This is a genomic window from Stenotrophomonas chelatiphaga (assembly GCF_032054965.1).
In the GTDB taxonomy this organism is placed as follows: Bacteria; Pseudomonadota; Gammaproteobacteria; order Xanthomonadales; family Xanthomonadaceae; genus Stenotrophomonas; species Stenotrophomonas chelatiphaga.
In genome coordinates, this window is sequence record NZ_DAMBRS010000012.1 from 30,596 (window position 1) to 52,324 (window position 21,729).

A 21,729-nucleotide genomic window follows, 5' to 3' on the forward strand; every position below is an offset into this window, starting at 1 on the left:
GTTGGTGCCCTCACCGCCGTGGACTCGGCGCCTGCACGTGGAGGTGATCATCACCTTCGGGGACCGCCCGCGCCTTCTGCGGCATCGGTAGCAGGCCATTTTCCTGCAACGTCTGGGCCACCTCGTCCACGGTGTAGCGGCGGCCCGACTGCAGGCCGTGCAAGGCGGCGAACGTGCACGCCTCGAGCGTATCGCAGCGCAGTGCGCGGGCCCCGCCTGCGGACGCGTCGGCCATGTAGTGCAGCGCTCCGCTGCGCCCCTTGGCATCGGCGAACAGGATCGTGTCATCCAATGCCAGGAAGCTTCGCAGATACAGCGTGAAGGGCCGAGGGTGGCCGACAGCCTGCACCAGGACCGGGGAGAACGGGTCCAGTGATCGGTTCAACGGCAAGGGATGATCCGCATGCAGTGACCGCGTTTCGTCGATATCGACGAACAGATTGCGCGCCCGCGGGGCCACGTCGCCGGCCAGCACGTGATCGGCCGAGTCGGTGCAGCGCAGGCCGGTCAGCTTCTCGATGCTGGCCACGAGCAGAGCGAGGGTGTCGCCGACGATGGCTTCCCCGTGCGCCGTGTCGGTGATACTCAACTGGCCTGCCGCGCTCACCTCCACTTCCAGGAAACCTGCGTTGACGCCACTGTTTCCTGGGTGCTCGCGGTGCAGGAAGTAGGCAAGATACAACCGATCATCGCCATCCACTCCGGTGTGCTGCATCACCGTAAAGCTGTTGCGCGGCATGAACTGCGGGTTCCATCCACTGGCCTCGGGTCGCAGCTGGTCATCGAGCAGCGACACCGTCAGCAGGGAGAAGATGCGCTCATCGCCCAGCCACCGCCAGGGCGAGGGTGTATCGAGCAGCATATCGTCCGCGCCACCATGGCGGCGTATGCTCAGGGGGCGAAGGGTGTGCGGCACGCGTTCGTGCACCAGTTCGCTCACCATCCAGCGCCCCATGCCGCGGGAAGTGGACATCGAGCCACCGAACAGGCCCTTGAACCAGGGCGTGTCACTGGAAGGAATGCAGAACCGCATCAGGGGCGGACGATAGCGCTGCTGCCTGACCAGCAGCAGGGCGACACGCTCGTCGTCCACCTGCAGGCAGTTCACTGTGCCCTGGGGCACAGACAGCGCCTCGCGCGCGAAAGAGGGGTGATCCGCCCGTGTCTGCGGGAGGACGCCGACAGGGCTGGACCCGGCCCGCTGGTGCGTTGACCCCACGGCCGCCACGCCGCGGGGCTCAGCGCCCGAACGGGGCTGCACTGCCGGATCAAGCCGGATTCCGGGGGGAGCGCCGCCGGTCTTCTCATCGGTGGACGGGTAGACCGGACCCATGAGCAGCTCCTTGGGCCCGTCTGCGTAGCCGGCCATTGCGGCAGGCGCATAGGCATGCAGGGGGTCGCGCTGGCTGCTGTCGCCGTGCCGCCTGCCACTTCCACGCAGGCTGCCGCCCGTCATCGGTCTGCGCAGCGGCCCACTGCGGCGTTTCCCACCGCCGCTGGCCGGCCGCGCGCCAGCGGGAGCGGGAGCGGGAGCGGCATGCTTCCGCGGGTGTGGGTGGCTGGCGCCATCGCCTGCTCTGGGGGATGCCGATGCCCCCGCGAACAACCAGGCACCTGCAGCCGTCGGCGGCGCGCCGATGCTGGCGGCATACGACGCAGCATCGCCGACCGGGCCGGCGCCACGGCGCTCTAGCTGGAGGGCGGTGCCCAGCGCAGCGTGGCCGGCTGCCTGCGTGCTGTAGCCGATGCCCGATCGCCGATCGGTTGAGCCGGCAAGGCGCAGGCGGTCCATCGCCGCGTCCGCATGCAGCACGCCGCGCAGGCTCTCATACGCCGCCCGCAGCCCTCTCACCATAGCGGCGGCAGACGAGGGCGGTGCCGGCAGTTGGTTCCCATCCGGGGTTGCATGCAGCTCATGCAGCAGCGCCACGGCGGCCAACAACGCCAGCGTCGGATCATTGTCCAGCCCGTGGACCACCCATTCCGGCAGCAGCGCGTGCAGCGTTGCCCGTGCCCAGGCAAGCACCTGGGGCGGCGCGAGTGCCGCCCACGGCAACTGTGCGGTCGCTGCGGCGTATTCACCGCGACGCACGGCACCCAGCGCAAGCACGACGCGGCTTGCTGCATGCACGTGCGTCAGCTCCGGCCATGTCCGTGCCCCGGCCTGCGCGGCGCGGCGGACCAGGATGTCACCGCCCCAGCTGACCAGTTCGCGGCAGACCGCGGAAGAAGGCAACCGGCAGGTCCCCTGCTGCGGTGTGCGGTTGACTACCTGATGCAACCGCATGGGGCGGGTGGCGGGCAGGATGGAACCGACGACGCCCATGATGTTGATGGAACCGGACATGCTGCAGCCAGCAGACGGATGGAGGGGCATGGGGAACCTGCGGTTGGCGACGAAACGAAGTCAGCGAAGCATGCCGCCGGCGTACTGGCAGATACCGGTCATCGCCGCTCAACGCGCCGCCACCCGTACCCGCAGCCCCACGCCCAAGGCGCGCAGCGAGCCCGCCACGGTGGCGAAGGTCAGCGTGCGCCTGCCCGCCAGCTGGCGGTGCAGCACCTCGCACGGCAGGCCGCAGACCCGCGCGACGCGGCGCAGGTCGGAACCTTCCACCAGGCTGAGCAGGGCTTCGGCAAGAATCGCGGCGTCCCCGCCGCTTTCGACCAGGCAGCCGTCCAGGTGCCGGGCGACCTCGTGCGGGGTGCGCAGCAGGCTACCGCCGCTGCCCCATGCCGGTTCATCGCGTGGATGCGGCACGCCGTAACACTGCAGCATGCGTTCCAGCTTGTGGATCGTTTCCGGCGGCAGATCATGCAGGCCTTCGCCGATCAGCGAGTGCAGGCGGGCGGCGTGGCGTGGGTGGGATGGCATGGGGAACCTCGCAGGCCGTTGAGGCCGCCTGCGCCAGGGCGCAAGGCGGCGGACGATGCGGGTTGGAGTACCGGACCTTTCGAAAAAACCGGCGGATGAAATCCCCACGCATCGCCCGCCAGAGAGCTGGCGTGGTGATGCATTCTCCGCCGTGCCCAGGGGGCAAAACAGAGCCAATTTCGAAAAGTTCCAGGACTCCAATCCCGGCCGGTGCTTCTGCGTCAGCGGCCCGGACATCCTGCGCAGCCAGCCCCCTCCGGATCCATCAGGAAAACTGCAATCACGCGAACGGGGTCAGCGTCAGACAGGCAGGACGGCTGCACAGATTGCACATTCATCGCGATGAAGAGATATACTGGCGACGAACCCGCTGCCGCCATCGCCATGACCTCTCTCAGCTTCGAGTTCTACCCGCCCAAGACCGACGAGCAGCGCAGCCAGCTGGATCGCACCGCTGCCAAGCTGCGTGGTTTCGGCCCGGAGTACGTGTCGTGTACCTTCGGCGCCGGCGGCTCCACGCTCAGCTATACCTCCGAAACGGTGCGCCACCTCAAGCAGCACCACCGCTTCGAGGCCGCCCCGCATCTTTCCTGCGTCGGCGGCAGCCGGCAGGAAATCCGCGAGCTGCTCAAGCTGTACCGCGCCATCGGCTGCACCCGCATCGTCGCCCTGCGCGGCGACCTGCCTTCGGGCATGGGACACCCCGGTGACCTGCGCTACGCCGTCGAGCTGATCGATTTCATCCGTGCCGAGCACGGCAACGCGTTCCGCATCGAAGTCGGCGCGTATCCAGAAACCCATCCGCAGGCCAGCGATGCACTGGCCGACCTGAAGCACTTCAAGGCCAAGGTGGATGCCGGCGCCGATGCAGCGATCACCCAGTATTTCTACAACGCAGACGCCTACTTCCATTTCGTCGATGCGGTACGCGCGCTCGGCGTCAGCGTGCCGATCGTGCCGGGCATCATGCCGATCTCCAACTTCAGCCAGCTGCGTCGTTTTTCTGAACAGTGCGGCGCGGAAATCCCGCGCTGGATCGGGCGCAAGATGCAGGCTTACGGCGATGACAGCGAATCGATCCGCGCGTTCGGCGCGGAGGTGGTGGCGCAGCTGTGCCAGCGATTGCTGGAAGGCGGCGCGCCGGGGCTGCATTTCTACACCTTGAACCTGGCCAAGCCGACGACGTCGGTGCTGAAACTGCTGCGCAGCTGACGCGTTTTCATCGCGCAGGCCGGCGCTGGGCGCTACCCTGCTGGCAATGAGAATCCTTGCCTGCCTGCCGTTGCTCCTGCTGCTGTCCGCCCTGCCTGCACCGGCCCACGCGCAGCAGGCGCCGCGCTTGAACCGCTGCACCGATGCCGGCGGACAAAGTGTCTACACCGATCGCCCCTGCGAAAGCCTCGGCGCCCGTTCGCGGCTGCCTGAACCCGCCACCGCAGCGGCCGGCAACACCCAGCAGCGCAATACGCTCGGGGCCAGCTGCCCGCGTCGGCTGAGTGAACTGGTGGGCGCGCTGCGTGGCGCGATGGCCGCCAACGACGTCAATCGGCTTTCCACGCTGTACCTGTGGGGAGCAGTATCCGACGCCGGTGCCCAGCGCATCCTGGGCCAGCTGGAGTCCATCGCGCGGCGTCCGCTGGTGGATATCGTGCCGGTCTACCCGCAACGGCAGGAACCGCTGCTGCCCGCGGCCGATGGCATGGTCGAAGCCGGCGACATGGTCGAAGCCGGAGACGACCGACCCAATCCGATCGCACTGCGATTGGAACAGGTGCTGCCGGGCACCGCCACGCCGGCACGCAGCGTGCTGGGGCTGCGCCGGCAGTACGGGTGTTTCTGGATCACGCTGTAAGCGCTGTGTTGCCGCGCGGCGCTTGCGACGGCCCGCGGGGTTCCGGTCCGGCAATGCGATGGCGGACGCAGGCCGCGCTCCGCGCTCGCCGAGCATGGCGCGGCGCTACTGTTCGCGCAGTCGCACGGTAGTCAGGTCAGGCAGGCCACAGGCCGCGGATGGCGGCGATGCCCTGGGCGCCGTGGCGGCGGGCGGTGACGATGTCATCGGGCCCCAGGCCGCCCAGCGCGTAGATCGGCAGGGCCACCTGCGCGCGCAGCGCGGCGAAGCGCTCCCAGCCCATCGGATCGGCACCGGGATGGCTGGCTGTGGCCTGCACCGGCCCCAGCACCACGAAATCACAGCCCAGTTGCTGTGCTGCGTGCAGCTGCGCCAGGTCATGGCATGAGGCCGCGACCAGCTGGTCGGCCGGCAGCGGCCGCTCCCGCAGCGTGGCCAGTTGCTCGGCCCCCAGGTGCACGCCGACACCGAGCGTGCGGGCCAGGTCGATATCGCGGTTGAGCAGCCACTGTCCTGCACGGCGGTGGCCGCGTACCACTGCTTCGCACAGCGCCACGCGCCGCGGATGGTCGGGCGGCAGGCGCAGCTGGATGCGCTGGTTCCCGTCCGCCAGGGCACGTCGCAGCTGCTCGCTCCAGCGCAGCTGGTCGCTGTCGTCGTCGGCCGGCGGCGGGGTGATCAGGTAGCGGTCGGGCTGGCGCAGCGCGGCCACTACCGGCAGGTCGGCCGGCGGCATGGAATAGCGTCCCAGCTTTTCCGGCGCCACCCAGGTGATCGCCTGGCCTTCGCGGCCACGCGGAGTGCCCCTCCAGCTGCGGATATGCCGCACCTCCAGCACCAGGTCCTTGTCCGGGTAACACTGCGGCACGTCCATCAGCCAGTCGCCGACGTCGGCCTCGATGCCGAGTTCTTCATGCAGTTCGCGGGCCAGCGCCTGTTCGGAGCTTTCGCCGGGTTCGCGTTTGCCGCCCGGGAATTCCCACAGGCCGGCCAGATCGCTGTGTTCAGTGCGACGGTTGAGCAGCACGCGACCGCGTGCGTCGGTGATGACGCCCGCCACCACATGGATGGATCGTTTGGGAGAAGACATGGAGGCAGCATGCCGAAAACGGCGGAGATGACGCAAGCTGCATGGATAGGCCGTGACGACCAGCGGTCGTCACTCACCGGAGCAGGAGCTTGACGGCCAGCGGCCGTCACTACCGGAGCAACGGGGGGGCAGAGCGTCCTGCGCGGCCGCTCGGCGAAAACGAAAACGGGCTCCCGAAGGAGCCCGTTGCCGTCCTGCTACTGCTCAGCGATGGATCAGAACGCCACGTTCCAGTTCAGCTGTGCACCGACTTCGCGCTGGCCATCACCGGCGCGGCCCTGCGCGGCGAAGGACAGTCGGCTGCGGCTGGAGGTATTGACCGACACGCCCAGCTCGGCGATGCCGACGTTGCGCGCCAGCGGCAGGCCCTGCACGGTGAAGCCGTTGCTGCCGGCCACGAAGCGGTGCGTCGAGTCCGCGCGCAGCTCACCGGCCGCGTTCTGCCAGGCCAGGCCGGCTTCCAGTCGCGCACCGTCCTGCTGGCCGCCGCTGATGTCCCACGCGGCGCGCACGCCGGCCGTGGTGGTCCACGCTTCGTCCTTGCTGGCAGCGATCGCCAGGGCGGCATTGCCCCCGGTTTCGACGCCGGCATCGGTGGACAGGCGGGTGTAGGCCACGGCCACGTACGGAGTCAGCGTCAACGCATCATCGATCTGGAAATCCCAGCCGCCTTCGGCGAAACCACTGACCGCATGCGCGTCACGGCGGTTGGCCAGGCTCTGCCCCCATGCCGTGCCGGCACCGACGGTACGCCGGGTATCCAGCTGGTAATCGGCATAGCTGGCGCCGCCGTTGAGGTAGGCATTGTCGCCCCGGAAACCGGCATACAGGCCACCGTGCACGGCATCCACGTCGGTTGTTGCGTTGCGTGCATTGACCTGCTGGCGCAGGGACTCCGGGCCACCGGCCACGCCGACGATCCAGCGCTCGCCGATGCTCCAGTCAGCACCGGCCATCAGGCCCTGGCGGTGGTCGCGGGTGCGTGCTGCACTGCCGTTGCCATCGCGCTGGCTGGAGGCACCGCTGCCGCCGATCCAGGCAGACGGGCCGTCGCCGGCCGGCATGCCGCTGCGCAGGCGCTGGCTGATGCCATCGCGCAGGAAGCGGTCTTCCAGCAGCAGGGCGCGGTTGCTGGCGTGGATTTCACCGGACAGGTCATCAAACGCCAGGCGGGCACTGTCCGCGTCCAGCATCAGCAGGCGGTTGTACAGCGCAAGCGCCTCACCGGACTGCTGCAGCGTATCCAGCGCGGCCGCCGTGGCCAGCTGGTTGCCGGTCGCTGCGGCGGTGACGAACACCTCCAGCGGCGGCGGCGGGGTGACCGGATCGACCGGCGGGGTGATCGGATCCACCGGCGGTTCGACCGGCGGGTCGACCGGATCCACCGGCGGGTCCACCGGTGGATCAACCGGGCCGGTGCCCTTCACGGCGATGTTCAGCCGCACATCGTTGGCGGTGTAGCTCAGCGAAGTATCCAGGAACGCCGAACGCGAGATCACATCGTCGAAGGTACCGGTCACGCCCTGTGCTGCGCTCAGGATCGTGTAGGTCTGCCCGTCCTGGTAGCTGGTGGCCGGATCCAGTGCGGTGACGCGCACGCCGGTGTCGCCCATCTGGCCGACGTTTGCACCCCGCCCGATATAGGCCTTGCCGCTCACGGTCAGCAGGTCGGCCTGCCCGTTGCCCAGCACGTCCACGTCGAAGAAGGCCTTGTTGGCGACCTGCTCAGGCAGCAACCCGTTGGCGTTGTAGAACAGGTCACCGTCGATGGTCATCGTACCGACGCCGGCATTGCCCGGCGACAGCGCGCCACCGTTGCGCACATAGGTGGTGCCCACCGTGGCGTTGCCGGCCAGCACGCCGCTGCCGCTGACTTCAGCCAGCGAACTGCGCCGCACTTCGCTGCCCAGCCCCGGGCCGAAATCGATGTTCTGCTGGAAGCCCGCCGCACCGTTCAGCACCAGGGTGCCGCCGCGCACGTCGATCAGCTGCTGCACGGCCTGGCTGGGGCCTGCGTAGCCCGCACCGGTGTACATGTCCGAGTTGATCACCAAGCTGCCGCCGTTGACGGTAATGTCGCCACCGAAGGCGCGCAGGTCACCGTCCAGCGTGGTGTTGCCGGCGACCTGGGTCAGCGCGCCGCCATGCAGGTGGCCATTGGACGTTCCCGTGGAGACGGTCTGGATGGTGTTGCCCAGGGTGATGTCACCGGTGTGGTTGAACACCAGCCCGCCCGCGTTGCTGTCCATCGAGATCGCCGCACCGTCGAGCGTGCCGGCCTGCTCGGCGGCCAGCCACTGCGGGCCGCCATCGGCGACCGACCACGTGGCCATGCCGCCGCCGAGCACCAGGTAGCCGCTCTGGTCCAGCAGGATGCCGCTGCCACCGGCCACCCGCCCACCGTTGTTCACGCTCAGCATGCCGTAGGGACCGCGCATCAGCACCGCGCCCACGGTCAGGCCGTTCACCGCTTCGATCGCCGAGCCGGCGCCACTGACACGCGTCTGTTCGTCCAGCAATGCCGGCGACATGGTGACGTCGTTGAGGCCGCCGCTGATGTTCACTGAATCACTGCGGATGACCGCACCATCGAGCACGTCCAGATTGGTGCTGATCGCCATGACACCGGTGTTGGTCCAGCGCGTGTCCGCCCCGGTGATGCGCGCCGTGCTCGCGGTCGGGCCGTAGCTGTCCTTGATCGCCGCGCGATCGGATTCGATCACGCCACCGGCTTCCAACAGCAGGTGGTTGCTTGCGTCCACGCGCGCGGCGCGGATCGCCGAGCCTGCACCGGTCACCACGATGCTGCCGGTCTGGCCGAAATCACCACTGCCCAGTGCGTCGTACTTTTCCGCATTGACCTCGTCGGCGGTGACCACGCCGCCGCCTTCGACGCGCAGCGTGCCGTCACCGTTCTGGCCTACCCGCACGATGGTGGCGTCGACCACCGATCCCGCCCCGCTGACGGTCAGCGCGCCGGTGGCGTTGTTGGAAGTGCCGAGCACCAGATCCTGCGATACCAGCTGGCCGCCGCCGCTGACGGTGATCTCACCGCGGCCCCCTTGGGTGGCACCGGACTGGGTGCCGGCGCCGACATAGATGCCGCGACCGGCTTCGACCCGGCCGCCGTCCACGTTGAGGCGACCCTGGCCCACCTGGCCGACCAGCAGGTTGTTGTCGGTGACGATCAGCTCGCCGCCGTTGCGGACGTTGATCGTGCCGCTGCCCGCCGTATCCGAACCCAGGCTGATGCCGAAGTTGTTCACCACCGTATACGCCATGGTGCTGGCGACGCGCCCGCCATCGATGTCCAGCGTGCCGGTGCCCTGGCGGCCGACCAGCAACTGGCGTGCGGTCAGGCTGGAGCCGGCGCCGCTGACCAGCGCGTTGCCGGTGCCGCCTGCGCCATACCCCAGCGATACGGTGTTGTTCGACGTGGCCGTGCCACCGTCGATCAGCTGCAGGGTGCCGGTGCCGGCCTCGCCGACGCGCAGCGCCGCGCCGGTCATCTGCAGGTAGGCGGTCGGGCCGATCACCCGCAGGGTGCCATTGGCGCCGGCAACCGTGCCCAGCGACACCAGGCCATTGGAGGTCAGCCGGCCGCTGCCGATGAGGTCGATCGCCACCGTGCCGGTGTTGCCGATGAAGAAGCCGTCGGCGTACGCACGGGTGTCGCCGATCACTTCATCGGCGGTGAAGTCGTAGGGCACGGCGAAGGCCGGTGCCGAGGCGGCACCCAGGCCCAATGCGGCGACCACGGCGGCGCCCAGCGTCGAACGGCGGCGCGTTGCACCGACCGCACGACCCGGCGAGGAGAGGCCGGAGGCGAGTTCGGAGGCGACCTGCATGGCGCCGGTGGCGCGATTGAAGACCAAGCGGTAAATCCTGTTCATGAAGCTCCTTGGGATGACGATCAGGACGCGGCGGACCGCGTCGCGCGCGGGGGATGCGCGAGGGACCCTGCGTGTGGAAGAACGCGCGGGGCCTGTGACCCTAAGGGGCGTGTCAGGTTAATCCGAGGGGGTGCTCCCTACTTTCGTGTGGGGATATGCCCTACTTCTTGGTCAGAGAATTCCGATTAGCTTCAATCGGTGACATCAATCACACGAGGCACATCGCATGTGATGTGTTTGTGGTCGCGGAATTTCGTTGATTTCCAGCTTGTTTCAGGCCGCGCATGACGTGCTCGCGGTGGAAACGATGCGATCACGACGCCGAAAAACGGGAATCCACGCAAAAAAAAACCCCGCTTGCGCGGGGTCTTTTCAATCAGCGTCAGCGACGATGACTCAGCTCAGCTGGCCGTGGCAGTGCTTGTACTTCTTGCCGCTACCGCACGGGCACGGATCATTGCGACCGATCTTCGGCTCGCCGCCCTGCGCCAGGCCGTCCTGCTGCGCGGCCTGCACCTGCGCGGCTTCTTCGTCGGCGCCATAGCCGCCGGCATCCTGGTGCTGGAACTGCGACTGGCTCAGGCGCGCCTGCACCTGCTGGCGTTCGGCCGCTTCCAGTGCCGCCACTTCCTCGTCGCTGCGGATGCGCACGCGCGAGAGCATGGTCACCACTTCGCGCTTGACGTCTTCCAGCATGCCGGAGAACAGCTCGAACGCTTCCTTCTTGTATTCCTGCTTGGGCTGCTTCTGCGCGTAACCACGCAGGTAGATGCCCTGGCGCAGGTAATCCATGCGCGCCAGGTGCTCCTTCCAGCTCTGGTCGAGCACGGTCAGCATGACGTGCTTTTCCAGCGCGCGCATGGTCTCCGGGCCGACGCCGGTTTCCTTCGCTTCGAAGTGCGCGTTGACGCGCTCCTGCACCTTCTGCGCGATGCCTTCGGCGTCCAGTTCTTCGTGGGCCTTGACCAGGTCGGTGACCGACATCTCCAGGCCGAAATCAGACAGCAGCGTGGCTTCCAGGCCCGGCAGGTCCCACTGTTCGTCGATCGAGTTCGGCGGCACGAAGCGCGCCACGATGTCGAACACCACGTCGTCGCGGATGCCATCGACGTTGTCCTTCACCGACTCGGCGTCCAGCAGCTCATCGCGCTGGGCGTAGATCACCTTGCGCTGGTCGTTGTTGACGTCGTCGAAGTCCAGCAGGTTCTTGCGGATGTCGAAGTTGTGCGCTTCCACCTTGCGCTGCGCCTTTTCGATCTGGCGGCTGACCAAGCGGTCTTCGATGACGTCGTCTTCCTTCATGCCCATCATGCGCATCGCCTTCTGCACCCAGTCCGAGGCGAAGATGCGCATCAGGTTGTCTTCCAGCGACAGGTAGAAACGGGACGAACCCGGGTCACCCTGGCGGCCGGAACGGCCACGCAGCTGGTTGTCGATACGACGCGATTCGTGGCGCTCGGTGCCGACGATGTGCAGGCCACCGGCGGCCTTGACCGCGTCATGGCGGACCTGCCATTCGGCCTTGGCGCTGGCGCGCTGCGCGTCGCTGGCTTCTTCGCCCATTTCATGCAGTTCGGTTTCCAGCGAACCACCCAGCACGATGTCGGTACCGCGGCCGGCCATGTTGGTGGCGATGGTCACCGCGCCCGGACGACCGGCATTGGCGACGATGGTCGCTTCGCGGTCATGCTGCTTGGCGTTGAGCACTTCGTGGTGCACGCCGGCCTTGCGCAGGTGCTCGGACAGCATCTCCGAGGTTTCGATCGAGGTGGTGCCGACCAGCACCGGCTGGCCGCGCTTGTTGCATTCCTGGATGTCGGCCAGCACCGCGTTGAACTTGCCCTGGCGGTTGAGGAACACCTGGTCCGGCGAGTCCTTGCGGATGGTCGGGCGGTTGGTCGGGATGACCACCACTTCCAGGTTGTAGATGCTCTGGAACTCGAACGCTTCGGTATCGGCGGTGCCGGTCATGCCGGACAGCTTGCCGTACATGCGGAACAGGTTCTGGAAGGTGATGCTGGCCAGGGTCTGGTTTTCACGCTGGACCGGTACGCCTTCCTTCGCTTCCACGGCCTGGTGCAGCCCGTCGGACCAGCGGCGACCGGCCAGGGTGCGGCCGGTGAACTCATCGACGATGACCACTTCGCCATCGCGCACGATGTAATCCACGTCGCGCTGGTAGATGGCGTGCGCGCGCAGGGCGGCGTTGAGGTGGTGCACCACGGTCAGGTTCTGCGCGGCGTACAGGCCTTCGGTTTCCGCATCGAGGATGCCGGCTTCCACCAGCAGGCGCTCGGCGTGTTCCATGCCCGCTTCGGACAGGTGCACCTGCTTGCCCTTCTCGTCGATCCAGAAATCGCCGTCGCCCTCTTCGCTTTCCTGCTTGACCAGGTTCGGCACGATGCGGTTGACGCGGATGTACAGCTCCGGGGAATCATCGGCCGGACCGGAGATGATCAGCGGGGTACGCGCTTCGTCGATCAGGATGGAGTCGACTTCATCGACGATGGCGTAGTGCAGGCCGCGCTGGTAGCGGTCGGCCTTGGACAGCGCCATGTTGTCGCGCAGGTAGTCGAAGCCGAATTCGTTGTTGGTACCGTAGGTGATGTCGCTGCCGTAGGCTTCGCGCTTGTCGCCGTGCGGCATGCCCGGGTAGACCACGCCCACGCTCAGGCCCAGCCAGTTGTACAGCTTGCCCATCTGCGCCGAGTCACGGCGGGCCAGGTAGTCGTTCACCGTGACCACGTGGACGCCCTTGCCTTCCAGTGCGTTCAGGTACACCGGCAGGGTCGCCACCAGGGTCTTGCCTTCACCGGTGCGCATCTCGGCGATCTTGCCCAGGTGCAGCACCATGCCGCCGATCAGCTGCACATCGTAGTGACGCATGCCGAGGACGCGGCGGCTGGCTTCGCGGCACACCGCGAACGCTTCCGGCAGCACCTTGTCCAGGGCCTCGCCTTCGGCGATGCGCTGCTTGAACTCCGGCGTCTTGGCCTGGAGCTGCGCATCGCTGAGCTTCTCCATGTCCGGCTCCAGCGCATTGACCTTGGCGACGATGCGGTTGAGCTGGCGCAGCTGTCGTTCATTACGACTGCCGAAAACGCGGGTAAGCAGGCTGTTGATCATTGAGGGAACCGGTTGTCAGGTGAACGCCGGCACGGCTCCCTTCAGGAATCCGCCCGCCGCAAACGAAACGGGGCGCCCAGCGCCCCGTCGATGGCATCACCCATTGTAACTTGGGATGGAGGTCGGGGGTTTCAAGCGCTTGGCGGTTCGCGGGCCGGGGGGCCGGCATCGCCATGTTCGGCGGTCGCGGTAGCGCATGTGACGACCAACGGTCGCCACCCACCACTGCGGGGCGCTGAGGCTGCCGCTGCGCTCGCCGGGCATGGCCCGGCGCTGCCGCAGGACGATCAGCCGCGGGAAACGCGCCCCACCGGCGTGTTGCCGCCATCGCCGAGGAACTTGCGGGGATTGACCACCCGGCCGCTTTCCCAGACTTCGAAGTGCACGTGGGCACCGGTGGAACGACCGGTGGAACCGGCCTTGGCCACTTCCTGCCCGGCACGGACCAGGTCACCGACCTTCACCACCAGGCGCGAGTTGTGCGCGTAACGGGTGACATAGCCGTTGCCATGGTCGACATCGACCACGTTGCCGTAGCCGCCCTTCACGCCGGAGAAGCTCACCACGCCGTCGGCCACCGACATCACCGGGTCACCGACCTTGGCATGGAAATCGATGCCCTTGTGGTTGCCGGCACCGCGACCGAACGGATCGGCGCGGGTGCCGAAGCCGGAGGTGACGTAGCTGTTGCGGATCGGCATGCGCGAGGGCACCGCGTTCTGCTGCAGCTGGTGGTCGAACATCAGCGATTCCATCACCGAAAGCTGGCTGCCTGAAGCAGCGAAACGCTGCTCCAGCACCTGTAAGTCGGCGTTGATGTCCTTGACCGGGATGTCCACGGTGGGACCGCCGGCATCGCCATCACCCAGGCCGGGGGTTTCCTGGAAGTCGAACTCACCGTCTTCCAGCTTGCCCATCTGGGTCAGGCGCTCACCCAGGGCGTTGAGCCGGGTGGCCTGCGCCTGCAGCTCGCCGAGGCGGGCCGCCAGCGCGTTGACTTCGGTCTGCGACTGCAGGCGTACCTGCGCCAGTTCGCGTTCCTGGCGGTCGACCTTGGCCTGCAGGCGGGAGTCGCCGAGCAGGTTGGCGCCCATTCCACCGGCGAAGCCGATAATGCAGCCCATGCCCAGCACGCTGCCCAACAGGGCGCGGGGGCGGTCTTCGAAATAGAAGCGAAGACGCGCAAGGGGCGTTTTTGCCTTTCCATCACGCGTTTTGATTACGATCTTTTTAAATGCCATCAGTGAGTTTTCATGTCTGAGCCGAAATCCAGTACCCGTCCTGCCTCAGCACCGAAACCGGCACTGGATGCAGTCATGGGTGACAAGAGCGGGAACCCGCTGCGTCGTGCCTTGTGGCTCGATGCGTTGGACCTGCAGTTGCGCCCCCATCTGCCGCCCAGCCTGCGCAGCCATTGCCGGCTGGCCAACGTGAACGACGAGCACCTCGTTTTTCTCGTTGAATCTCCCGTGTGGCATGCCAAGGTGCGGCTTGCCGAAGCACAGTTGATCAACGCGGCCCGGTCCATCGGGCTGAAGGCCACCAAAGTGACCATCAAGACTGCGTCCCCCGCTCCACCACGCTCCCCAGCGATCGACAACCGGAATGGACCCCACGCAGTTTCAGCCGCCACGCACAAAGGGCTACGCGACGCCTTGGCTAGCCTCCAGGACACGAAACCGTCCAGGTCCTGATGACGGCGGAGCATCCGGCTCCGCTTCCCCGCGATGCCAACATTCCGTGGAAGTGGCGTGAAACATTTGCGAGGACCGTGGGGCATCCTAACGGCGGATGGCCGATCAGTCGTTAGGGTTTTGTTATTTAAACGTTAAGTTCAGGCTTCCGGCGGAACAGGTTCACAAACTGTGACGCGCTGAGCGCTTGGACGCGGCGCGTCACTCATTGCCGCGCCGCAAATGCAAACGCCGCCCGAAGGCGGCGTCAACGTGTTGAATATCAAGCCTTTTATCAGGCGTATGCCGGGGCGCCGTAAGCGACAGGTTCGGCTGCGGCAGGCGACTCGTAGCTCACCCACTCCCAGGCGGTGGCATCGGCCATCAGGGCCCGCACCAGCTTGTTGTTCAGTGCGTGCCCCGACTTGAACCCTTCATAGGCGCCCAGTACCTGGCCACCGGCCAGGTAGAGATCGCCGATCGCGTCAAGGATCTTGTGACGGACGAACTCATCGGCGTAGCGCAGGCCGTCTTCGTTCAGCACGCGGAACTCGTCCAGCACGATGGCGTTGTCCATCGACCCGCCAAGGCCGAGGTTGCGCTCGCGCATGTATTCCAGGTCGCGCATGAAGCCGAACGTGCGCGCCCGGGAGATTTCCTTGGTGTAGGCCATGGTCGAGAACTCGATTTCCTGCCGCGACTGCTTGGCCGGGATCATCGGGTGGTCGAACTGGATGGTGAAGCCCAGCTTGTAGCCTTCATACGGGTCGAAGCGCGCGACCTTGTCGCCTTCGGTGACTTCGACGGTCTTCAGCACGCGGATGAAGCGCTTGGCCGCGTCCTGTTCGATGATGCCCGCCGACTGCAGCAGGAACACGAACGGACCGGACGAACCGTCCATGATCGGCAGTTCGGCCGACGACAGTTCGACGATGATGTTGTCCACACCGAGGCCGGCCAACGCCGACATCAGGTGTTCGACGGTCTGGATCTTGGCATCGTTGCAGGTCAGGCCGGTGCACAGGGTGACCTCGGTGACCAGCTCCGCCTTGGCCGGCACGTCGACCACCGGGTCCAGGTCCACGCGACGGAACACGATGCCATGGTTGACCGGTGCCGGGCGCAGGGTCATGTAGACCTTGTCACCACTGTGCAGGCCAACGCCGGTGGCACGGATCGTGTTCTTGAGGGTACGTTGCGGGATCATGGGGTGTGGCCAGGTGCATGCGGCGGGCCGCGATGGCCTGCCCAGGGGGTGGGACAGATTAACACGCGACCGCCCCTACCCCGGCTGAAGCCAGGCGGGTCACGGCGCGATGCAGGTGCAGCTCACGCATGACAGGGCGGCCGGGCCCATCCTGGCCCGGCGCCTGCAATGCAGGACATGGTGCTTGCCGCCGGGGAGGACAACCCCGGCGTCGGCGATCAGTCCGCCTGGCGGCGCAGGAACGCCGGGATGTCCAGGTAGTCGTTGGGCAGTTCGGCGGTCGGCGTGGTGGCGCTGCTGGACGCCGACGACGAGGGAGCCGAGGAGGTCGCAACGCTGTCGCTGCTTGCCCGACGCAGGCCCAGGCCCACGCCGCCGACGGCCTTGGATACGGCGTCGCCGCCGTTGTCGAAGTCGGAGAACTCCGGCTGGCCGGTGGTGGCGTTGCGGACCAGCTTGATCGGCGCACGCTCGCCCGGACGCTGGGTCTTGCCGGCAACGACGCGGTTCAGGCCAGTGGCGACCACGGTGACGCGTACTTCGTCCTGCATGTCCGGATCCAGCACGGTGCCGACCACGACGGTGGCGTCTTCCGATGCGAAGCCGTCGATGGTGCGGCCGATCTCGTCGAATTCGGCCATGGTGAAGTCCGCGCCGGCGGTGATGTTGACCAGGATGCCGTTGGCGCCGGCCAGGTTCACATCGTCCAGCAGCGGGTTCTGGATGGCCGATTCGGCCGCGGCCTGCGCGCGGTCATCGCCGCGGGCGGTGCCGGTGCCCATCATCGCCAGGCCCATTTCCGACATCACGGTGCGCACGTCGGCGAAGTCGACGTTGATCAGGCCCGGACGCACGATCAGGTCGGCGATGCCCTGCACGGCGCCCTGCAGCACGTCGTTGGCGGCACGGAAGGCCTGGATCATGGTGGCGTTGCGGCCCAGCACGGTGATCAGCTTTTCGTTCGGGATGGTGATCAGCGAGTCGCAATGCTGGCTCAGCTCCTCGATGCCCTTCAGCGCGACCTGCATGCGGCGACGGCCTTCGAACGGGAACGGCTTGGTGACCACGGCCACGGTCAGGATGCCCATTTCCTTTGCCAGCTGTGCCACCACCGGCGCAGCGCCGGTACCGGTGCCGCCGCCCATGCCGGCGGTGATGAAGACCATGTCCGCACCCTGCAGCGCGTCCATGATGCGTTCGCGGTCTTCCAGCGCGGCCTGGCGGCCGACTTCCGGATTGGCGCCAGCGCCCAGGCCCTTGGTGACGTTGGTGCCCAGCTGCAGCTGCAGCTTCGCACCGCAGTTCTTGATGGCCTGCGAATCGGTGTTGGCGGTGATGAATTCCACCCCGTCCACCGCAGAGTTGACCATGTGCGCCACGGCGTTGCCGCCGCCGCCGCCCACGCCAACGACCTTGATCACCGCATTGGGTGCCATCTTTTCGATCAGTTCAAAATGCGCCATGTCCGTGTCCTCGGTTGTATCCGCTTCCTTTGGCATGTTGCGGGGGAGGCATCCTGCCTTCCGCTGCATGCCGCCGTTGCGGCTGTAGTGGTGTGTTGTTGCGATGTGTTGCGGTGTTGCGGTGTTGCGTCTCAAAGCAGCCGGCCGGGGCCGGCATTGCCGCGGTCAGAACTCGCCGCGGAACCACGTTTTCAGTTTCTTGAACATGCTTCCCGCGCGCCCGGCCGGCAGTGACGGCCGGCGCGGATGCTCGATCTGGCTGCCCATCAGCAGCAGGCCGACGCCGGTCGCGTGGACGGGGTTGCCGACCACTTCGCCCAGCCCGGTGACGTGCTGCGGAATGCCCACGCGTACCGGCATCTGCAGCATTTCCTCGGCCAGTTCGACCACGCCTTCCATCTTCGAAGCACCGCCGGTGAGCACCATGCCGGCGCGCACCAGTTCTTCGAAGCCGGAACGGCGCAGTTCGGCCTGCACCATTTCAAAGATTTCCTCGTAACGCCCCTGCACGGCCTGGGCGAGTGCATGGCGCGGCATGCGGCGCGGCGGGCGGTCACCGACGCTCGGCACCTGGATGCTTTCCTCGGCGGTGGCCAGCTGGGCCAGCGCACAGGCGTAACGCACCTTGATCTGCTCCGCTTCCGGGGTCGGCGTGCGCAGCATGTGGGCGATGTCATTGGTGACGTGGTCACCGGCGATCGGCAGCGAGGCGGTGTGGCAGATCGCACCCTGCACGAACACCGCGATGTCGGTGGTGCCAGCGCCCATGTCCACCAGCACCACGCCCAGTTCGCGCTCGTCGGCGGTCAACACCGCCACGCTGGAGGCCAGCGAAGACAGCACCAGGTCGTCCACCTGCAGGCCGCAGCGCTGCACGCACTTGCTGATGTTGGCCGCAGCGGACTGCGCGCAGACCACCAGGTGGGCGTGTACTTCCAGGCGCACGCCGGTCATGCCGACCGGATTGCGGATGCCTTCCTGCGAATCGTCCAGCACGTATTCGCGCGGGATGGCATGCAGGATCTTCTGGTCGGCCGGGATCGCCACGGCCTTGGCCGCGTCGAGCACCCGGTCCAGGTCGCCCCAGGTCACTTCGCCATCGCGGATCGGCACGATGCCGGGCGAGTTCTTGCACTGCACGTGGTTGCCGGAGATCGAGGCATACACCGAACGGATCTCGCAGCCGGCCATCAGCTCGGCTTCTTCCACCGCCCGCTGGATCGACTGCACCGTCGATTCGATGTCCACCACCACGCCGCGCTTGAGGCCACGCGATTCGTGCGATCCGATGCCGATCACCTCGATCGGGTTGCCCGGCGAGTACTCACCCACCAGCGCCACCACCTTGGAGGTGCCGATGTCGAGGCCGACGATCAACGATTTGTCACCCTTGCGATTCATGTCCTGTCCTGCGTTTTCTTCGGCGCTGCGGCCGGCGGTTCACCCCAGCTGAGGGTGAAGCCATTGGTGTATCGGAGGTCGGCGCGCTCGATCGGCGCGGCCTGGCTGGCCAACTGCGGCAACACACGTACATAGCGCTGCAGGCGCGAACGCGCATCATCGCGCCCCACCACCACTTCGGTGCCGTTGCTCAGCAGCAGCGACCAGCTGCCACGCGCGTCCATGCTCAGCCGGGTCACGTCCAGCCCGGACGGGGCGAACATCGAACGCGCCTCGTTGTACAGCGTCACCACTTCTTCGGTCTGGCTGTCCGGGCCATCCAGCTGCGGCAGCTGCAGGTCGGCCAGCTTCTTCGGCGTGGGGAACAGCTTGCCCTGCTCGGACAGCAGGCGGTCGTTGCCCCAGCGCGCGAACGGCTTGTGTTCGACCAGCGTCACTTCCAGCACGTCCGGCCACTGCTTGCGCACGCGGGCGCTTTCCACCCACGGCAGGCGCTCGATGCTGTCCTGGGCGTCCTGCAGGCGCACCGCGAAGAAGCCGGCGTGCGCATACGGCAGCAGTACCTTCTGCAGCTGTTCGGCCGGCACCCGCTTGAACTCACCGTGCACGCGCAGCTTGGCCAGCGGCCAGCGTTCGGCGCCCACCCAGCCGTTGAGCACGGCCACCACGGGCAGTGCCACCACGGACAGGGCGATCAGCCAGACGAAGATGCGCAGCACCGCGTTCATGCGTGGCGATTCTCCTGCGACGGGTCGGCCAGGGTCTGTTCCAGCACGCGCCAGACCAGCTCTTCGAAACCAATACCAGCCTGCCCGGCCGCCTTGGGCACCAGCGAGTGGCTGGTCATGCCCGGGGCGGTGTTCACTTCCAGCAGGAACAGGCGGCCGGTGCTGCGGTCACGCATCACGTCCACCCGGCCCCAGCCGCGGCAGCCGGCGGCGCGGAAGGCGGCCAGCGCGAGCTGCCGGATGGCCTCTTCGTCCGCACCGTCCAGGCCGGGGCACAGGTACTGGGTGTCGTCGGCCTTGTACTTGGCGTCGTAGTCGTACCACTGGCCTTTCGGCACGATACGAATCGACGGCAGCGCGACATCGCCGAGGATGCCGACGGTGAGCTCGTCGCCGACCACCATCTGTTCCATCAGCAGCTGGCCGTCGTAGCGGGTGGCCAGCGCCACCGCTTCGTCCAGGCCGGCGTCGTCGAAGACCCGGCTGATGCCGACGCTGGAGCCTTCGTTGGCCGGCTTGACCACCACCGGCAGGCCCAGCTCGGCGGCCTGCGCATGCACGTCCGCTGCGGTCACCTTGCGGTACTGCGGGGTCGGCAGTCCGACCGACAGCCACACCTGCTTGGTGCGGATCTTGTCCATGCTCAACGCCGAACCCAGCACGTCAGAGCCGGTGTACGGCACGCCGAAGGCTTCCAGCAGGCCCTGCACGATGCCGTCCTCGCCCCCGCCGTTGTGGCCGTGCAGGATGTTGAACACACGATCGACCTCGCCGGCGACCAGCGCCCTGGACAGCGCCGGGATGCCATCGATGGCGAACGCGTTCACCCCGCGCGCCTGCAGCGCCTCGAGCACGTTGCGGCCGGAATCAAGCGACACTTCACGCTCGCTGGAGGTGCCGCCGAGCAGCACGCCGACCCGACCGAAGTCGGCCGGATCGCTGCTGCGCGGCGCCGGGAAAGTAAAGCCGCTCATGCCTGGCCCTCCACGCTGAAGCCTTCGGTGGCGATCTGCTGTGCCACCGCGCCGATGTCACCTGCGCCCATCATCAGCAGCAGGTCACCGTCCTGCAGTACATCGGGCAGCACGTGTGCCAGCTCGGCGGCCTTGCCGACCACCACCGGTTCACCACGGCCGCGTGCGCGGATGGCGCGCGCCAGCGCTTCGGAGTCGGCGCCGGCGATCGGTTCTTCACCGGCCGGGTAGACCTCGCTCAGCACCAGCGCATCGACGCTGGACAGCACCGCGGCGAACTTGTCGAACTGGTCGCGGGTACGGCTGTAGCGGTGCGGCTGGAAGGCCACCACCAGGCGCTTGTCGGCCCAGCCGCCGCGGGCGGCGGCGAACACCGCCTCCAGCTCGCTGGGATGGTGTCCGTAATCATCGATGACCTGGACCCTGGCGCCGCTGGCGGTGGTGACTTCACCCAGGTCGTTGAAGCGGCGACCGACGCCGGCGAAGCTTTCCAGCGCGCGCGCGATGGCATCCGGGGCCACGCCCAGCTGCCAGCCGACCGCGGCGGCGGCCAGCGCGTTGAGCACGTTGTGCCTGCCCGGCAGCGCCAGCAGCACTTCCTGGCTGGTGCCCTGCGGCAGGCGCAGGGTGAAGCGCATCCGCGCCCCTTCCTGCACCACGTTTTCGGCGCGCACGTCGGCGTGGTCGCTGAGGCCGTAGCTCATCACGTGGCGCGGTGTCTTCGCCGCCAGCGCGGCCACTTCCGGGTCATCGATGCAAAGCACGGCCAGGCCGTAGAACGGCAGCCGCTGCAGGAATTCGGCGAACGCTGCCTGCACCCGGGCAAAGTCGTTGCCGTAGTTTTCCAAGTGGTCGGCATCGATGTTGGTGATGATCGACATCAGCGGATTCAGGCGCAGGAAGCTGCCATCGCTTTCGTCGGCCTCGGCCACCAGCCACTGGCCACTGCCCAGCTTGGCGTTTGCTCCGGCCGCCAGCAGCTGGCCACCGATGACGAAGGTCGGATCCAGTCCACCTTCGCTCAGCACCGCCGCGGTGAGGCTGGTGGTGGTGGTCTTGCCGTGCGTGCCGGCCACCGCGATGCCGCGGCGGAAGCGCATCAGTTCGGCCAGCATGGCCGCGCGCGGCATGATCGGGATGCGCTGGCTGCGCGCTTCCATCAGTTCCGGGTTGTCTTCGCGGATCGCGCTGGACACCACCACGCAGTCGGTGCCGAGCACGTTGGCAGCGGAGTGCCCGCGCATGATGCGCGCGCCGAGGCCGGCCAGGCGACGGGTCGCGGTGTTGTCGGCGTTGTCCGAACCGGACACTTCATAGCCCAGCGTCAGCATCACTTCGGCGATGCCGCTCATGCCGGTGCCACCGATGCCGACGAAATGCACGCGCGGGAACGCGCGCACCAGGTCGTTGGTGTCGTGCAGGCGGCGGATCATGCGCAGCTCCGCGT

General features: G+C 67.3%; 15 protein-coding genes. 3 read left to right on the plus strand and 12 right to left on the minus strand.

Features of this window, described 5'->3' with window-relative positions; genetic code table 11:
* Nucleotides 1-10: 10 nt before the first annotated feature.
* Together RTX79_RS14145 and RTX79_RS14150 are read right to left on the minus strand one after the other, a co-directional pair.
* On the minus strand, nt 11-2,347 hold the full coding sequence (locus tag RTX79_RS14145; protein WP_312684446.1) for a hypothetical protein: 2,337 nt from the start codon (nt 2,345-2,347) through the stop codon (nt 11-13).
* A 108-nt stretch (nt 2,348-2,455) separates the two neighbouring features.
* Nucleotides 2,456-2,875 carry a DNA-binding protein gene (locus RTX79_RS14150; RefSeq protein WP_312684447.1) on the minus strand — a complete coding sequence of 140 codons (420 nt, stop codon included), beginning with the start codon at nt 2,873-2,875 and terminating at the stop codon, nt 2,456-2,458.
* Between the two features lie 384 nt (nt 2,876-3,259).
* On the opposite strand from RTX79_RS14150, the gene metF reads away from it, so the two are divergent.
* Together metF and RTX79_RS14160 are read left to right on the plus strand one after the other, a co-directional pair.
* Entirely contained in the window at nt 3,260-4,087 is an 828-nt protein-coding gene (metF, locus tag RTX79_RS14155; RefSeq protein ID WP_312684515.1) for a methylenetetrahydrofolate reductase [NAD(P)H], read from the plus strand.
* Between the two features lie 46 nt (nt 4,088-4,133).
* Nucleotides 4,134-4,727: a DUF4124 domain-containing protein gene (locus tag RTX79_RS14160; protein ID WP_312684448.1), complete on the plus strand. Its 594-nt coding sequence runs from the start codon at nt 4,134-4,136 to the stop codon at nt 4,725-4,727.
* Nucleotides 4,728-4,863: 136 nt separating this feature from the next.
* On the opposite strand, the gene RTX79_RS14165 is transcribed toward RTX79_RS14160, so the two are convergent.
* The 4 genes from RTX79_RS14165 to RTX79_RS14180 all read right to left on the minus strand — a co-directional run bounded on the left by RTX79_RS14165 (nt 4,864) and on the right by RTX79_RS14180 (nt 14,077).
* A complete protein-coding gene (locus RTX79_RS14165; RefSeq protein ID WP_312684449.1) occupies nt 4,864-5,817 on the minus strand; it encodes a Nudix family hydrolase in 954 nt (317 codons plus the stop codon).
* Between the two features lie 215 nt (nt 5,818-6,032).
* Nucleotides 6,033-9,710: an autotransporter outer membrane beta-barrel domain-containing protein gene (locus RTX79_RS14170; RefSeq protein ID WP_312684450.1), complete on the minus strand. Its 3,678-nt coding sequence runs from the start codon at nt 9,708-9,710 to the stop codon at nt 6,033-6,035.
* 396 nt (nt 9,711-10,106) lie between these two features.
* Entirely contained in the window at nt 10,107-12,836 is a 2,730-nt protein-coding gene (gene secA, locus RTX79_RS14175; RefSeq protein WP_312684451.1) for a preprotein translocase subunit SecA, read from the minus strand.
* 287 nt (nt 12,837-13,123) lie between these two features.
* On the minus strand, nt 13,124-14,077 hold the full coding sequence (locus RTX79_RS14180; RefSeq protein ID WP_057507816.1) for a M23 family metallopeptidase: 954 nt from the start codon (nt 14,075-14,077) through the stop codon (nt 13,124-13,126).
* Nucleotides 14,078-14,089: 12 nt separating this feature from the next.
* Between RTX79_RS14180 and RTX79_RS14185 the strand changes: the two genes are divergently transcribed.
* Nucleotides 14,090-14,530, plus strand: a complete 441-nt coding sequence (locus tag RTX79_RS14185; RefSeq protein WP_042613655.1) for a DUF721 domain-containing protein — start codon at nt 14,090-14,092, stop codon at nt 14,528-14,530.
* 274 nt (nt 14,531-14,804) lie between these two features.
* Here the strand turns inward: RTX79_RS14185 and lpxC are convergent, their stop codons facing one another.
* From lpxC to murC, 6 genes are all read right to left on the minus strand, one after another.
* Entirely contained in the window at nt 14,805-15,716 is a 912-nt protein-coding gene (gene lpxC / locus RTX79_RS14190) for a UDP-3-O-acyl-N-acetylglucosamine deacetylase (protein WP_309688111.1), read from the minus strand.
* 218 nt (nt 15,717-15,934) lie between these two features.
* Nucleotides 15,935-17,179, minus strand: coding sequence for a cell division protein FtsZ (gene ftsZ, locus RTX79_RS14195; protein ID WP_057507814.1), 1,245 nt, complete (start codon nt 17,177-17,179; stop codon nt 15,935-15,937).
* Nucleotides 17,180-17,344: 165 nt separating this feature from the next.
* On the minus strand, nt 17,345-18,580 hold the full coding sequence (gene ftsA / locus RTX79_RS14200; protein ID WP_042613652.1) for a cell division protein FtsA: 1,236 nt from the start codon (nt 18,578-18,580) through the stop codon (nt 17,345-17,347).
* A complete protein-coding gene (locus tag RTX79_RS14205; protein WP_057507813.1) occupies nt 18,577-19,308 on the minus strand; it encodes a cell division protein FtsQ/DivIB in 732 nt (243 codons plus the stop codon). The genes ftsA and RTX79_RS14205 overlap by 4 nt, the downstream gene beginning before the upstream one ends.
* Nucleotides 19,305-20,282: a D-alanine--D-alanine ligase gene (locus tag RTX79_RS14210; RefSeq protein WP_312684453.1), complete on the minus strand. Its 978-nt coding sequence runs from the start codon at nt 20,280-20,282 to the stop codon at nt 19,305-19,307. The genes RTX79_RS14205 and RTX79_RS14210 overlap by 4 nt, the downstream gene beginning before the upstream one ends.
* Nucleotides 20,279-21,715 (minus strand): UDP-N-acetylmuramate--L-alanine ligase, encoded by a 1,437-nt coding sequence (murC, locus tag RTX79_RS14215; RefSeq protein WP_057507811.1) that lies wholly within the window; start codon nt 21,713-21,715, stop codon nt 20,279-20,281. The genes RTX79_RS14210 and murC overlap by 4 nt, the downstream gene beginning before the upstream one ends.
* Nucleotides 21,716-21,729: the final 14 nt, after the last annotated feature.

What these genes read in the sequence shown, in the direction of transcription:
- RTX79_RS14145 (WP_312684446.1), bottom strand. Translation starts at nt 2,347, where the DNA reads ATGTCCGGTTCCATCAACATCATGGGCGTCGTCGGTTCCATCCTGCCC.
- RTX79_RS14150 (WP_312684447.1), bottom strand. Translation starts at nt 2,875, where the DNA reads ATGCCATCCCACCCACGCCACGCCGCCCGCCTGCACTCGCTGATCGGC.
- metF (WP_312684515.1), top strand. Translation starts at nt 3,260, where the DNA reads ATGACCTCTCTCAGCTTCGAGTTCTACCCGCCCAAGACCGACGAGCAG.
- RTX79_RS14160 (WP_312684448.1), top strand. Translation starts at nt 4,134, where the DNA reads ATGAGAATCCTTGCCTGCCTGCCGTTGCTCCTGCTGCTGTCCGCCCTG.
- RTX79_RS14165 (WP_312684449.1), bottom strand. Translation starts at nt 5,817, where the DNA reads ATGTCTTCTCCCAAACGATCCATCCATGTGGTGGCGGGCGTCATCACC.
- RTX79_RS14170 (WP_312684450.1), bottom strand. Translation starts at nt 9,710, where the DNA reads ATGAACAGGATTTACCGCTTGGTCTTCAATCGCGCCACCGGCGCCATG.
- secA (WP_312684451.1), bottom strand. Translation starts at nt 12,836, where the DNA reads ATGATCAACAGCCTGCTTACCCGCGTTTTCGGCAGTCGTAATGAACGA.
- RTX79_RS14180 (WP_057507816.1), bottom strand. Translation starts at nt 14,077, where the DNA reads ATGGCATTTAAAAAGATCGTAATCAAAACGCGTGATGGAAAGGCAAAA.
- RTX79_RS14185 (WP_042613655.1), top strand. Translation starts at nt 14,090, where the DNA reads ATGTCTGAGCCGAAATCCAGTACCCGTCCTGCCTCAGCACCGAAACCG.
- lpxC (WP_309688111.1), bottom strand. Translation starts at nt 15,716, where the DNA reads ATGATCCCGCAACGTACCCTCAAGAACACGATCCGTGCCACCGGCGTT.
- ftsZ (WP_057507814.1), bottom strand. Translation starts at nt 17,179, where the DNA reads ATGGCGCATTTTGAACTGATCGAAAAGATGGCACCCAATGCGGTGATC.
- ftsA (WP_042613652.1), bottom strand. Translation starts at nt 18,580, where the DNA reads ATGAATCGCAAGGGTGACAAATCGTTGATCGTCGGCCTCGACATCGGC.
- RTX79_RS14205 (WP_057507813.1), bottom strand. Translation starts at nt 19,308, where the DNA reads ATGAACGCGGTGCTGCGCATCTTCGTCTGGCTGATCGCCCTGTCCGTG.
- RTX79_RS14210 (WP_312684453.1), bottom strand. Translation starts at nt 20,282, where the DNA reads ATGAGCGGCTTTACTTTCCCGGCGCCGCGCAGCAGCGATCCGGCCGAC.
- murC (WP_057507811.1), bottom strand. Translation starts at nt 21,715, where the DNA reads ATGATCCGCCGCCTGCACGACACCAACGACCTGGTGCGCGCGTTCCCG.